Source organism: Actinopolymorpha sp. B17G11, assembly GCF_040196095.1.
GTDB lineage: Bacteria > Actinomycetota > Actinomycetes > Propionibacteriales > Actinopolymorphaceae > Thermasporomyces.
Map to the genome: position 1 here is coordinate 1 of NZ_JBEFTW010000070.1, position 13,265 is coordinate 13,265.

At 71.1% G+C, this 13,265-nt stretch carries 12 protein-coding genes and 1 pseudogene; 10 read left to right on the forward strand and 3 right to left on the reverse strand.

Annotated features, from left to right (window positions below):
* From ABN028_RS34295 to ABN028_RS34310, 4 genes are all read left to right on the forward strand, one after another.
* A partial coding sequence (locus ABN028_RS34295) for an IS1634 family transposase (RefSeq protein ID WP_349699522.1) occupies positions 1-1,422 on the forward strand: 1,422 nt, incomplete at its 5' end.
* 11 nt (positions 1,423-1,433) lie between these two features.
* Positions 1,434-2,279 (forward strand): alpha/beta fold hydrolase, encoded by an 846-nt coding sequence (locus tag ABN028_RS34300; protein ID WP_349325833.1) that lies wholly within the window; start codon positions 1,434-1,436, stop codon positions 2,277-2,279.
* Positions 2,280-2,494: 215 nt separating this feature from the next.
* Positions 2,495-4,096: a polyprenol phosphomannose-dependent alpha 1,6 mannosyltransferase MptB gene (gene mptB, locus ABN028_RS34305; RefSeq protein ID WP_349699523.1), complete on the forward strand. Its 1,602-nt coding sequence runs from the start codon at positions 2,495-2,497 to the stop codon at positions 4,094-4,096.
* Entirely contained in the window at positions 4,093-5,385 is a 1,293-nt protein-coding gene (locus tag ABN028_RS34310) for a glycosyltransferase 87 family protein (RefSeq protein WP_349699524.1), read from the forward strand. Before mptB ends, ABN028_RS34310 begins: the two co-directional genes overlap by 4 nt.
* Positions 5,386-5,610: 225 nt before the next feature.
* Here ABN028_RS34310 and ABN028_RS34315 read toward each other — a convergent pair whose 3' ends face one another.
* Positions 5,611-6,423, reverse strand: coding sequence for a helix-turn-helix transcriptional regulator (locus ABN028_RS34315; RefSeq protein ID WP_349699525.1), 813 nt, complete (start codon positions 6,421-6,423; stop codon positions 5,611-5,613).
* A 101-nt stretch (positions 6,424-6,524) separates the two neighbouring features.
* Here ABN028_RS34315 and ABN028_RS34320 point away from each other — a divergent pair, with 101 nt between their 5' ends.
* Both ABN028_RS34320 and ABN028_RS34325 read left to right on the forward strand, forming a co-directional pair.
* Complete coding sequence (locus ABN028_RS34320; protein ID WP_349325829.1) at positions 6,525-7,298, forward strand: phytanoyl-CoA dioxygenase family protein; 774 nt, start codon at positions 6,525-6,527, stop codon at positions 7,296-7,298.
* Positions 7,299-7,355: 57 nt separating this feature from the next.
* Positions 7,356-7,802 (forward strand): hypothetical protein, encoded by a 447-nt coding sequence (locus tag ABN028_RS34325; protein ID WP_349699526.1) that lies wholly within the window; start codon positions 7,356-7,358, stop codon positions 7,800-7,802.
* A 178-nt stretch (positions 7,803-7,980) separates the two neighbouring features.
* Here the strand turns inward: ABN028_RS34325 and ABN028_RS34330 are convergent, their stop codons facing one another.
* Complete coding sequence (locus tag ABN028_RS34330; protein ID WP_349325827.1) at positions 7,981-8,310, reverse strand: hypothetical protein; 330 nt, start codon at positions 8,308-8,310, stop codon at positions 7,981-7,983.
* Between the two features lie 262 nt (positions 8,311-8,572).
* Here ABN028_RS34330 and ABN028_RS34335 point away from each other — a divergent pair, with 262 nt between their 5' ends.
* The 3 genes from ABN028_RS34335 (at position 8,573) to ABN028_RS34345 (ending at position 10,993) form a co-directional block, all read left to right on the forward strand.
* On the forward strand, positions 8,573-9,445 hold the full coding sequence (locus tag ABN028_RS34335) for a helix-turn-helix domain-containing protein (RefSeq protein ID WP_349325826.1): 873 nt from the start codon (positions 8,573-8,575) through the stop codon (positions 9,443-9,445).
* A gap of 5 nt (positions 9,446-9,450) precedes the next feature.
* On the forward strand, positions 9,451-9,654 hold the full coding sequence (locus tag ABN028_RS34340) for a DUF397 domain-containing protein (RefSeq protein WP_349693026.1): 204 nt from the start codon (positions 9,451-9,453) through the stop codon (positions 9,652-9,654).
* Between the two features lie 175 nt (positions 9,655-9,829).
* Positions 9,830-10,993 (forward strand): winged helix-turn-helix domain-containing protein, encoded by a 1,164-nt coding sequence (locus ABN028_RS34345; RefSeq protein WP_349699527.1) that lies wholly within the window; start codon positions 9,830-9,832, stop codon positions 10,991-10,993.
* 38 nt (positions 10,994-11,031) lie between these two features.
* On the opposite strand, the gene ABN028_RS34350 is transcribed toward ABN028_RS34345, so the two are convergent.
* The gene (locus tag ABN028_RS34350) at positions 11,032-12,630 is read right to left on the reverse strand and encodes a serine/threonine-protein kinase (protein ID WP_349699528.1); all 1,599 of its coding nucleotides are present in this window, start codon (positions 12,628-12,630) and stop codon (positions 11,032-11,034) included.
* 88 nt (positions 12,631-12,718) lie between these two features.
* Here ABN028_RS34350 and ABN028_RS34355 point away from each other — a divergent pair.
* Positions 12,719-13,265 (forward strand): annotated as a pseudogene (locus tag ABN028_RS34355) (hypothetical protein); the annotation flags it as partial.

Sequence of the window (13,265 nt, forward strand, 5' to 3'; positions counted from 1 at the left end):
GCACGTTTCGTTCGGCCGCGAATCGATCCCGACCTGCTGGACCGGCGCAGGTTCTGGCGGGCGATGAGCCGGATCACCGAGTCCCATCTCGAGCAGCTCGAGGCGGCGCTGTTTCCCCGCCTCGTGCACGCGCTCTCGGAGGTCGGCCCGCCTCTGAGCAGGCAGGCCTCCGACGACCCGAGGGTGCCGGTGCTGGCGGTCGACGTCCCTGCGTTCGCGACGTACGCACGCACGTCGACCACGGGCGACCGCGGTCGTGGGAACGGCGGCGACTCAGGAGATCGGCTCGCCGGGCTCGGCGTGGTCGTCACCCTCGACGGCGCCGTCCCGCTCGTGTCGGACGTCTACTGGCACCGCGAGGACAGCCGGCGGGACTCGCCTGGCGACACGTTCACCGCCCTGGTCAGGCGGCTCGCGGACCGGCACCGCTCGCTTACCGCCCAGCGCCCGGACGACTGGGGCGACCAGGGCAGCGACGACAGCAGGGACAGGGGCGATGCGCCCACCGGCAAGGACGGCATCACCGTGGTCGTCGACGCCGGTCAAAGCAGCCAGCCCGGCGCCGGCAGCTTCGCCGGGCTGCACGTCGTCGCCTCCCTCCCGCCCGGCGACCACCCCGAGCTGCTCGCCGTCCCCGCCAGCAGACGCCGCGCCGTCGACCCTGCCCGCTTCCCGGGCGTGACGGCCTATGACACCCGCATCCGCGTCGCCGGCGTCGACCGCCGCGCGGTCGCTCTGCACTCCCGCCTCCTGCACGACGCGCAGGCCCGCGGCCTCGCCCAGGACCTTGCCAGCGCGACCCGCCGCCTCGACGAGCTCGCGGCCGCCCTGCGCCAGGGGACCCAACGCCTGCCGCGGGAACGGGTCCTGGCTGAGATCGCGCGCATCACCAGATTCCGGTGGGTCGACCGGGTGCTGTCGACGACCCTCACCGGGACCGAGCCAGCCGACCTGCGGCTGCGCTGGTCTGTCGACGAGTCCGCCAGGGCGCGGCTGGCGCAGGAGGTTTTCGGTCGCCAGCTGCTCGTCACCGACCACGACGACTGGTCCGTCGCCGACGTCCTCACCGCGTACCGCGCCCGCTACCGCATCGAGGGCACCCTGCGGCACTGGGGCGGGCCGGTCATCGGCTCGCCGTCGACCGGCTGGCGATGGGACGATCACCGGATCGCGGTCCATTCCTACGTCCGGATCCTGGCGACGACGGTCACCCACCTGATGCGGCAGTCGGCGCAGCGCGAGGGTCTCGACCTGTCGGTACGGGAGCTGTTCGACCGGCTCTCCGGCATCGAGGAGACCGAGCTGCGCTACCGGTCGACGGGCGGTCGGCCGCGCACCAGAAGGATCCTGGCCGAACGCGACGCCGACCAGGAGCGGCTGTTCGACCTCTTCGGGCTAGCGAGGTACGCGCCCGATCCGTAACGTCGGCGGACATGGGCCACACATCTGAGGCGAGCGACCGGAGCCCGTTCACCGAACGCGGCGCGACCGGTCACCTCGCCTGGGCGCGGACGGCGCCCCTCGTCGACCTTGTGCTCCTCCACGGATTCTCGGACTCGGCGGACTGCTGGGGGCCGCTGGTCGGCGCCCTGCAGGGGCCGTGGGAGGCGCTCGCGATCGACGCCCGCGGGCACGGTTCGTCCGGGCTCCCCGAGGAGACGTTCGGCCGGACCGCCCACGCCCGCGACGTCGCCCAGGTCCTCGACGCTTTGGCGGCGGAGGGAGGCGTACGATCCGGCGGCGCGATCGTCGCCGGCCACTCGATGGGCGCGGTGACGGCCGCCGCGTTCGCGGAGAGCCGGCCGGACCTGGTGGCCGCCGTCATCCTGGAGGACCCGCCGCCGGGTCAACGCCAGCCGTCCGAGGGCACGCCGCCGCGCCGGCTCACACCGGACTGGCTTGTCGCCGCGCGCGACCGCGACCTTCCCGAGAGGATCGCGACGAACCGGGCCGGCAACCCGGACTGGCCCGACGACGAGCACGAGCCATGGGCGCTGTCGAAGGAACGCTTCGACATGCACGTGTTCGACCTGCCGTCCGAGCCGATGGCCTACCTCCCGGGCGTGCTGCCGAAGGTGAGCTGCCCTGTTCTCCTGCTGTACGGCGACACCGATCGTGGGTCGCTCATCTCGGCCGAGGTGGCCGCCGAGTGTGCGAACGCGGCGGCGGGGGAGTTCGCCTCGGTGCACATCGAGGGCGCCGGTCACAACATCCGCAGAGACCGCCGCGAGCCCTACCTCGCCGCGGTCACCGAATTCCTCCGCCGCTACGCGGGGTGACATCGCTCGGCGGCGTACGCCGCGTCATCCGCACAACCTGCGCGGGACACTCCGTGCGTATGTGACTCGCGGTACACCGAACGCTATCGTCGGCCCGTGCGGACAGGACCTATGCGAGCGGGTCGACGGCGGGCTGCTCCCGGGCCGGCGGGCGGGACACCGTCCCGACAGGGCCACGTCGACTGCGCGCAACACGCCAGTGGCAGGGTGCCGGGGTGCTGATCGCCGCACCGCGCCTGTCCCTTGTCCAGATTCGCGCACTCGGGACGATCGGCGCTCTCGCTGTCGCCGCGGGCGGTTCGTTCGCGGGATCGCTCCCGGTCGGTGGACCGCAGCTGGTGGCCCTGCGTACCCGCCTCATCGGCGACCACGTCGATCCCGCCGTCGTCTGCGTCTATCTCGGACTGACGCTGCTGGTCGTGGCCTGGTGGCGGTTGGGGCGACTTCTCACGAACCCCGAGGCCGGAGTGACGAGGCACGCGTTGCTCGTCACGCTGGTGTCCTGGTCGGCGCCGCTGGTCCTCTGCCCGCCACTGTTCAGCCGCGACGTCTACAGCTATCTCGCCCAGGGCGCGATGGTGCGTGCGGGAATCGACATCTACAGCCACGGTCCAGCCACCCTCGGAGGGCCTCTCGCGGCGGAGGTGCCGGCGATCTGGCAGGACACGCCGGCACCGTACGGTCCGGTGTTCGTCCTCTACGCCACCGCGATCGCGCACGTCGTCGGCACCAACACCGTGCTGGGCGTCTTCGCCATGCGCGCGGTCGCGTTGCTCGGCGTCGCCGGACTCGCGGTCTGCCTGCCCTGGTTGGCGCGCCGGTGCGGCGCCTCGCCCAAAAAGGCCCTGTGGCTCGGTGTCCTCAACCCGCTCGTACTCACGCACCTGGTGGCCGGCGCCCACAACGACGCGGTGATGCTCGCCCTGCTCGTCGCCGGGCTCGCGCTCGTGACGACCGGACGCCGGGTCGTCGGCGTCACGCTGATCGCCATGGCGGCCCTGGTGAAGGTGCCGGCGGTGGTGGGGTTGCTCTTCGTCATACCGCTCTGGGCCGCGCACGCGGCGACCCGGGCGACTGCCCACTCGGCGACCCGGGCGACTGCCCACTCGGCCGCCCGCGATGCCTCGCCCTCGGCGGCCCGGGCGACAGTCCGGTGGCGGGAGGTGCACGCCGGCCTGGGCACCGCCGCGGTCGCCGCCGGCGCGACCGTCGTACTGACCGCGGCAGCAGGCACCGGGTTCGGTTGGGTGCACGCGCTCGGCACGCCCGCGTCACCGAGCAACTGGTCGATCACCAGCGCCCTCGCCAGGATCACCGCACGCTTCCTCGACCTGGTCGGCGTCGGCGTGGCCGCCGACGTGCTGGAGCTGTGGCGGTGGGTCGGCCTGTGTGTCGCGGTCGTCGCGGCTGTCGCCTGCTGGTGGCAGCGCGAACGGCTGGGGCCCGTCCGCGCGCTCGGGCTCGCGCTGGGCGCGATCGTGTTGCTCGGTCCGGCGCTGCGGCCGTGGTACCTGCTGTGGGCCGTCGTCCTGCTCGCCGTCACTTCGCTGTCGCCTCGACTGTTGTGGGCCATCGCGGCGAGCTGTGGCGTGCTCGCGATGGTCGTGCTGCCCAACGGCTTCGCACCTGAGTACTCCGACATCGGACACGCGGTGCTCGGTGTCGCGATGGCCATCGGGGCGTTGCTCATCGCCAGTGCCCTCGCCGACCGGGAGGACTGGCCGCTCCACCAGGCCGAGCCGCTTCCGCAGGCGGCGGGGACCGCGGCGTACCGGCCCGCTCAGGCGGTGCGGGCCTACCAGGCGTACCCGCGATGAGAGCCCGGCCGGCGCTCGCGATCGCCATGGTCACGGTGACCGTGGGGTTCCTCGCGGGCGTGCAGTACTGGCGGGGATTCTTCGATCTCAGCATCTACTTCGGCGCGGTGCGCTTCTGGTCCGACGGCGGCGCGTTGTACGACTACCTGTTGCCGGAGACGTCGTACGGCTTCACCTATCCGCCGTTCGCCGCGCTGGCCATGGCGCCCATGGCGGTGGTGAGCTGGCCCGTCGTGATCGCGGGAAGCGTGCTGGCGAACCTAGGCTGCCTTGCCCTGCTGGCGTACTGGTTCGTGACCCCGATCGCCCGCCGACGGCGATGGACGCCCTGGTTCGCCGTCATCGCGGCGGCCTGCCTGCTCGCGCTGCTCGAACCGGTGTACGACACGTTCAGCTTCGGCCAGGTCAACCTCGTCCTCATGGTGCTGGTGTTCGCCGACGCCCGGCTGCTCGCGGGGACGACCCGGTTCCGTCGCTTTGGTCGGTACGCAGGGGTGGGCATCGGTCTCGCCGCCGCACTGAAGCTGACCCCGGCGATCTTCGTCATCTACCTCGTGCTGACCGGCCGCCGGCGTGTTGCGGCGATCGCCACGGGGACGGCCGCCGGCGCGACGTTGCTCGCGGCCGTGATCGCGCCGGGGACGTCGTGGACGTACTGGACGGCGACGTTGTGGCAGACCGAGCGGGTCGGCTCGTTGGCGTATATCTCGAACCAGTCGATCCTGGGGGCGCTCGCGCGGCTGGACCCGTCGAGACCGCCGAGCACGCTGGTCTGGCTGGTGCTGGTGGCCGCGGCGCTGGCGCTGTGGGCGTACCACGTCCGGCGCTCCCTCGACCGGTCCGACGTCCTGACTGGCTTCGCGTTGACCGGTGCGGTGGCATGCCTGGTGAGCCCGATCAGCTGGGTCCACCATCTTGTCTGGCTGATCCCCGGGCTGGTGCTGACCGTGGACGCGGGACTGCGCGAGCCCGTGGTGGCGCGACGCCGCCGGCTGCTGGCCGCGGCCGCGGCGGCGTACCTCGTCCTCTGCAGCAGCCTCGTCTTCCTCTGGCGGTTCGATGCCGGCGGGGTGGACGGGTTCCTCGGTGGGAGCGCTTTCACGTGGGTCGCCCTCGGCCTGCTGATGAGCCTGCCGGTCGTGCGGGGAACGGCGACCGCCGCTCTGCCCTTGGGAACGCATCCGGCAGCCATGGCGGGCGCCGCGTCTGGGCACGTGGGCCCGGGTGCGGCCTATCGTCAGGCAGGCCCGGGAACGGGCCCCGGTCGGGAAGGCGTCGGCCGGCGGTAGCCGCCGTCCGCCCTGGTCCTCCGCCCTGCGGCGCCGGGCCGCGCTGCTGCAAATGACCACGCTGAGCATGCCTGTAGCCCCAGGAACGGGCATCGACGCCTGTCCTGCGCTCACAGGCATGCTCAGCGTGGTCATTCGCAGGGGATCGCCATGCTCGGCGTGGTCATTCGCAGGGGAGGGGACCCTTCCCAGCGTGGTCATTCGCACCGGACGCCGTGCCAGCGGCTACGGACGGCGGTAGGCGCTGGGCGGCATGCCGAAGTGTGCGCGGAACCGCCGCGACAGGTGGAACTCGTCGGTGAACCCCAGCGTCCGCGCGATCTCCCGGAGCGTCATGTCGGTCAAGCGAAGCAGCGTCGCCGCGACCTGGAGCCGCCGGGAGTTGCGGAACGCCAGCGGCGGCTGGCCGACCTCCGCGGTGAACCGCCGGCGGAACGTGTCGTAGGACAGGCCGGTCTCCGCCGCGACCGTGCGCATGTCGACCCGCGCGGTGAGGTCGTCGGCGAGTCGGTCGACCGCCGCGGCGATGGCCGCGCTCGGCCCGGTGGCGCCGACCGGATCGGCGGTGTCGAGGAGCCAGTCGGCCAGGGCGAGCAACTGGTGCTCGGCCGCCCGGTGCGAGCGCGGAGTGGCCCGCAGGACCGTACGCAGGGCAGCCATCGACGGTGCGGGTCGTGGATACCGCGGCCCGGTCGTCGCGAGTGCCCCGGTCTCGGCGAGGGTGTCGAACAGCGGTCCGCTGAAAACGACGAACAGCTCGGTCCAGCGCTCGCCGGGCGCCGTTCCGTACCAGTGGGGATCGCCAGGACCCACCAGGGTGTGCGCGCCCGCGGTGATCGGCTCGTCGCGCCCGTCGGCGTCGCGGTAGCGCCCCTGCCCGGCGAGGATGACCGACAGGACGTACGCCGGCATGACGCGCAGCCCCGCCGGCATCACCGGTTCGTCGTCGACCACCTCGCCGGCGAGCACCAGCTGCCCGAGCCTCGTCTGCGGCGCGTCGGAGACGGCGATCCTGGCGCGGGGGTCCCGGAGATCCACACGCCAGAACGTACATGCCCCGGTCGGGCTCGACCATTCCAGTAGGTCGCCTTCGCGGCTTAGCGTCGTAGCACCGAGACGACCCCGCCATGGAGGAGCCCATGACCGCGACCGACGCCCGACGCACCGGCCTGGTCACCGACGAGATGCGTGAGCAGTACCAGAACGAGGGCTACTTCGTCCTCGAGCGCGCCCTGACCGACGAGCAGCTGGAACTGCTCCGCGGCGGCGCGCAGTACTCCGTCGACAAGCTCGACGCCGCGTTCGACGAGGCAGGTGTCGACCGGATCGGGATCAACGCGCGCGGCAAGCGGTACTTCAGCAACATGATCTACCAGGACCGTCCGGAGCTGCGGCAGTTCCTGTTCAGCGACACGATGGCGCAGATCTGCCAGGCGACGCTGGGGGAGAACGCCTACCTGTTCTGGGAGCAGTACGTCATCAAGGCCGCCGACCCCGACACGTCCTTCGCCTGGCACCAGGACTCGGGCTACGTCCACGAGGACCACGAGCCCTACCTCACCTGCTGGATCGCGCTCGACGACGTGACGGAGGAGAACGGCTCGGTCTACCTGCTGCCGTACTCCCGCTCGGGCATCCGTTCCTACGTCAAGCACATCGAGGACCCCAGGGTGAACGACCGGGTGGGCTACTTCGGCTCCGATCCCGGCCTGCCGATGACCGCGCCGGCCGGGTCCATCGTCGTCTTCTCCAGTGTGGTCCTGCACCGCAGCGGGCCGAACACGACGGACAGGCTGCGCCGGGTCTACCTCGCGCAGTACTCCGGCGAGGTCATCATGAGCAAGGACGGGACCGAGCCGTGGGGGTCGTTCGAGCAGTTCCTCGACGGCGGCAACGTGGTCGCCCAGCTCTGAGGCATAGCACGCGACCCGGCGGGTATGCCACGGAGCGTGATTGCATCAGGTCACAAAGTGACAAGTGCCGGGCGCGCAGCAGCAGCAGCAGCAGCAGCCGCCGCCGCGATCGCGTCGTTCGCCGTGGCCGCCGCGCTCGCCACGGCGGCCGGCTGTGGCGCGCCGGCCGATGAGGAGAAGGCGGCCGCCTCGGTCGCGCGCGCCTTTCACGCCGCGGTCGACCACCGCCAGGGCACTGCGGCCTGTGACCTGCTGGCACCGCAGACGAGGCGAGCGCTCGAACGTGTCAGCCAGCTCCCGTGCGCAAAGGCTGTGCTCGCCGGGAAGCTCGCCGCGGCGGGCGACGTGCGTACGGTCCGTCTCGCCGGCGACCAGGCCCAGGTGGCGCTTGCCCGCGACACCGTCTTCCTCGCGGTGAGCGCGAAGAGCTGGAAGATCGTGGCCGCCGGCTGCCGCCCACGCGGCGGGCAGCAGCCGTACGTCTGCCTGATCGCCGAAAGCTGATCGGACAGGTCAGGAGTCAGGCGCCGGCCGTGTCCAGTGGTGCGAGGCAGAAAGCGACGAGGGCCACCGTGTACTCACTCGGGTGAGGCCACGGTGGCCCTCGCCGGATCACCCTCCCCCGGGCGCGTGCGGTGCCGTGCGGTGCTTCTGGGCGTACGGCAGGTCGAACCGGCGTAGGTCAGAAAGCCTGGTCGGGGGCGCCGAGCAGATCGCGGAGGAAGGACGCCGCGGTGTCGATGTCGTCGGCCGCGCAGGTCCACGGGAGCCACCTGCACCATTCGAAGCGGGCGCGACCGTCGGCGACGACGCAGCGCACGGTGATCCACACGTCGGACGACGGCGGGTACTGGACGCGGACGTGCCAGCCGTCGCGTGACTGGTCGAGGACCTCCGCGCGGTAACCGTCCGTGATGACACGGTCGTAAAGCTTTCGGACGTATTGTTCCTGGATCGATCGTCGCTCCGCGAGACGTCGGTCGGCGATTGCTTCCAGCTCAGCCCAGATCATTCCGAGTCCTCCCCGTCGAGGTCGGGTCACCCTGCCGTTGTTCGGTCGACCCGCAAGGTGCCGAGCAATCGGGGGCAGGGACGCTACAGACTGTTCGCGGGACGAAACCGACCGTAGTACTCAAATCGTGTAGCCGGCAAGCAATTGCGGTAAGAATTCTCACCCAGAGTCAAAAGTTGTCGTGTCCGACGGGCAGGGCACAATAGCTCGCAATCGATTGCAGACCGCGACCGCTCGACCGCGGGGAGGCGTAACACCGCACATGCCACGCCGACGACAGCCCACTCTGCGAGAACGCCGTCTCGCGGCTGAGCTCCGGTTCCTCCGCGAGACCCGGCAGACCACGCTTGCGCAGGTCGCAGAGGCCATCGGATGGAAAACCGCCAAACTCGGTCGGGTCGAGACCGCGGTCAGCGGGGTCAGCCTGAAGGACCTCGGCGTCCTTCTCGACTACTACGGCGTCGCCGCCGAACGCCGCGAGCAGCTCATGGAGCGGGCCTCCACTGCCGGCCGGCGACAGTGGGCGGCCTACGAGCAGTTCGTCGCCGCCGACTACACGGAGTATCTGGAGATGGAGGTACTCGCCGTCGGCGTCCGTGCGTTCGACACCAGCGTGCTGTACGGCCGGTTGCAGACCGAGAGCTACGCCCGGGCGATCATGGAGGGCCACTCGATGGGACTGCTCTCACCCGGCGAGATCGACCGCCGGCTCGAGATCCGGATGGCGCGCCAGGGCGCGTTGACCAGGCAGACGGACCCGCTCCACGTGTGGGTGATCGTCGCCGAGACCGTGCTCGACACCACTGTCGGGGCGCCGGAGGTGATGGTCGACCAGATGAGACACCTGCTCGACCTGGCCGAACTCCCCAACATCGATCTGCAGGTACTCCCCGCGGTGAAGGGCGCTCACCCGGGTCTGACCGGGGCATTCGCCATCCTCGAGTTTCCGGAGAGCTGGGAAGCCGACGTGGTTTACCTAGAAACGATGACCAGAAACACCTATCTTGCTGACCCGCACGAAGTGCACCGGTATAGCCTGGCCTATAGACATTTGAGCGCAATGGCACTGGACCCTGGCGAGACAAAGGCGCTGCTCGCCCGACGTGTCAGAGCGCAGGAGGCGAAGTCGAGGTGAGGTCCGTGAAGTCCACGTCCACTGCGCCCACGTGGCGCACAAGCAGCTACAGCGCATCCAACGGAAATTGTGTCGAGGTCGCTGTTCTCGACAGAGCGGCGATGGGTGTTCGTGACTCAAAAGATCGCAGCGGTCCCGTGCTCGCGTTCACGTCACGCGAGTGGAACGTTTTTGTTTCGAGCATCCGTGCCGGTGACTTCGATCGCTAGCTGATCGGGCTCAGTCGACGCAGGGCAGCGGCACCCCACAGGCATGTGGGGTGCCGCTGTCGTTTGGCGGACCGTTCTCACGGTCCGTACCGATGTTGCGGGACCGGGGCGGGGCCCATCGGCGGCAGGTCGGAGGGCTTCTGCGCCGAGCGCGCTCCGGTTACCCTGACGCGCCATGGCCACCTCGCCCCGACGCGCACCGTTGGCGCTCACCAAGACCGACGCCAGGCGCATCTGGCTGCGTGCCCAGCGGCTCGACGCCCGCGCACCGTTCGGCGGTGGGGCCGGAGCGACGCACTCCGCGGTCGAGCACCTGGGCTACGTGCAGATCGACACCATCAACGTCATCGAGCGCTGCCACCACCACATTCTCTGGACCCGGATCCCGGACTATCGACGCGCGCATCTCCATCAGGCGCAGACCATCGACAAGACCGTCTTCGAGTACTGGACCCACGCCCTCGCGTACGTACCGTCGAAGGATTTCCGGTTCTTCATGCCGGGGATGAAGCGCAACCGTCAGGCACCGAGAATGCCCTGGAACCGCACGGTCACCGACGAGGATCTGCGCAAGGTCCACAACCTGATCCGCAACGACGGCGCCCTCACCATCCGCGATATCACCGATGACGTCCTGGTGGAAAAGGACTGGCTTTGGGCGAGCCGTAAACCGTCGAAGCATGCGCTGGAGGAGCAGTTCCGCCGCGGCGTGGTCACGGTCAGCGAACGCACCGGCATGGTCAAGACGTACGAACTCACCGGCCGGCACTTCGGCTGGGACAAGCCACCCAGGCCGGCGACCGAGCGGCAGATTCTCGCCTACAAACTCGACCGCGCCCTGCGCGCGCAGGGCCTGGTGAGCCTTGACTCTGCCTGCTACCACGAGCCCAGGGCCAAGCCGGCCATGCGTGCCCTGATCGAGTCCCGCGTGCGCCGGAAGGAACTCGTACCGGTGACGTTCGACGGTGCCGGCAAGGTCGAGCACTGGGCCGAGCCGCACGCCCTCGAGTCGACCGTCGCCCCTGCCGAGGAACTCGTGCACGTCCTGTCGCCGTTCGACCCGCTGATCATCCAACGCAAACGGCTCGCGCTCTTCTTCGACTACCGGCACATCTTCGAGGCGTACGTACCGAAGGAGAAGCGGGTCTTCGGCTACTTCGCGCTCCCGGTGCTCGTGGGCGACGAGATCGTCGCGGCCATCGACCTCAAGACCGACCGCGAGAAGGGCACGCTGCTCATCCAGCAGTGGACCTGGGTCGGCAACGGCACGGCCGCCGCCCACAAGGCGCGCATCGAAGCAGAGCTCGACCAGTTCGAGGCGTTCCAGCTGCGCTCCTGAGCGCGCGCCGGTGACGGATGCTGGGCGGTGCGCGGCGGTCAGGGGCTGCGGTCGAACGCCTGTGGACCGTGCCAGGCAAGTGCCGCGCGGAGTTCGCGGACCTCACGTTCCCGCCGACGCCTCCGGCGCTCGTGGGCGACGGGAAAGAGCCGGATTCCACCGTGGTACGTGCGAATGGCGCTGCCGCCCAACGCCCGCGGCGGCATCCACCCAGGGGCCAGCCACACCGCGAGCCACGGACGCGAGCCCTGCTGGACGACCCGGGTCCGGGCGACCGCGTACCACGGCAGCTGCCACCGGTCGCGGCCCTTGGCGACGGTGAGGCCTTCGGTGCTGACCTCCAGGCTGAGCTGCGGGCGCGCGGCGATGTAGAGCAACCGCGCGGCCGTGACGAGGAGCATGACGAACGCGATGAACGCGACGAGCGCGACCACAGGCTTCTGGGCATCGCTGGAATCCCGGGCGATGTCGGCGGCGATCAGCGACAGGAAGGCGCTTGCGCCTCCCCAGGCGAGCGCGGTGCCGCGGGAGCTGCCGAAGCGTACGCCCCCGGTGGCGGCGCCGTTGTAAGCGGGCGCGGCGGCCGGTGGCTGCGGCTGTACGGCGTTCCCGGGCTGGAAGAGCTGGGTGTACGGCCTGGTCCGTGTCGGACCGGCGCCCGTCGGACCGGCGCCCGTCGGACCGGCCCCGGTGCCCGGGACCTCCGAAGCGACGACCAGGGCGCTGGACGGTATCGCCCCGGCCGGTCCGGCATGGTCCCGCAGCTGTGTGGCGTACTTCTCCACCAGGGTCTGGACCGGCGGCGGTAGCCATCCGGGCGCCGTCGCCGGCGGGATCTCGGCCCCACCCAGCTCGCTCAGCAACGCGGCGGGTGACGGCCGCAGCGCCGGGTCGCGTCGCAGGCACGCGGCGATCCGCTGGCGCAGCGCATCGGGTACGCCGTCGATCTGGGGTTCGGCGTGCATCGCGCGGTACATGAGGGCGGAGGTCTGCCCATCGCCGAAGGGCCCGTGTCCCGTCGCGGCGTAGACCAGCACCGCTCCCAGCGCGAAGACGTCGCTCGCCGGCCCCACGGCATCGCCCGCGATCTGCTCGGGGGAGAGGAACCCGGGTGTGCCGAGGAATGTCCCGGTGGCCGTCAGCTTCGCGCACTCGAGCGCCTGGGAGATGCCGAAGTCGATGACGCGTGGCCCGTCGCCGCCCAGCAGGACGTTGGACGGCTTGAGGTCGCGGTGGATGAGGCCGGCCGCGTGGATCGCCGCTAGGGCCTCGGTGAGACCCGCGGCGAGCCGGCGTACGGCGGACTCGGGCAACGCGCCGTGCTCGGAGACGGCCTGGTGCAGGCTGGGCCCGGCGACATATTCCGTGGCGAGCCAGGGCCGCTCGGCGTCGGGATCCGCGTCGACGACGGCGGCGGTCCAGAAGCCACCGACCGAGCGGGCCATCTCGACCTCGCGGCGGAACCGCTCCCGAAAGTCCGGGTCGTCGGCGAGCTCGGCCCTCGCCATCTTGACCGCGACCGGACGCCCGCCGGGGGAGATGCCGAGGTAGACCGTGCCCATCGCGCCCGAGCCGAGCCGGCTCTGCAGTGCGTACACGCCGAGCTGCCGCGGGTCGCCGCTCTGCAATGGCTGCACCGGAAGGATCTCCCACTCCTGACGCCTGCGTCGTCAGGGAGGAGCCTAATCGCCACGGGGTGTCGGTGGGTCGCGCGAGGATGGGCGGGTGCGGCAACCGAGCCTCGGCGGTCAGGTGGTGGACGTCCCGCGGCTCGTCGACGCCCTCATCGCAGCCGGGGTCGGCCCGGGTGAACCGCTGGCGCTCGTCGTGGCGCCGGGGACGGGCGTCGGCGTCGCTGCGACCCCCGACGGTTCCGCCCAGTGGGGCATCGCCGGCGATCCCGCGCGGGTGGTGGGCGAGATCGCCGCGCGGCTGCGGCCGCGGTGGGTGTGGTGGGACGCGCGCACGACCGCCAGGCCGCTGCTCGAGTCCGGCGTACGTCTGACGACATGCTGGGACCTCGCGGCCGTTCACCGGGTGCTCCACGGCGGTCACCGGGGGGACCCGGGCGCCGTGTGGGCGGCCTGTCACGGCCTGCCTGAACCGCCGAGACCGGTCGTACGCCGGGAGGTGACCCTGCTCGACTTCGCCGCGTCCGAGGACGACGAGGCGGTCGCGCCGGCCACCGGCGCCAGCCGGATCAGCCGCGGGATCGATGGCCGGGTCGCCGGCGGGTTGGCGGGCTGGGTGGGCGGCGGGATGGCGGGCGGGG

What these genes read in the sequence shown, in the direction of transcription:
- ABN028_RS34300 (WP_349325833.1), top strand. Translation starts at nt 1,434, where the DNA reads ATGGGCCACACATCTGAGGCGAGCGACCGGAGCCCGTTCACCGAACGC.
- ABN028_RS34310 (WP_349699524.1), top strand. Translation starts at nt 4,093, where the DNA reads ATGAGAGCCCGGCCGGCGCTCGCGATCGCCATGGTCACGGTGACCGTG.
- ABN028_RS34320 (WP_349325829.1), top strand. Translation starts at nt 6,525, where the DNA reads ATGACCGCGACCGACGCCCGACGCACCGGCCTGGTCACCGACGAGATG.
- ABN028_RS34330 (WP_349325827.1), bottom strand. Translation starts at nt 8,310, where the DNA reads ATGATCTGGGCTGAGCTGGAAGCAATCGCCGACCGACGTCTCGCGGAG.
- ABN028_RS34335 (WP_349325826.1), top strand. Translation starts at nt 8,573, where the DNA reads ATGCCACGCCGACGACAGCCCACTCTGCGAGAACGCCGTCTCGCGGCT.
- ABN028_RS34345 (WP_349699527.1), top strand. Translation starts at nt 9,830, where the DNA reads ATGGCCACCTCGCCCCGACGCGCACCGTTGGCGCTCACCAAGACCGAC.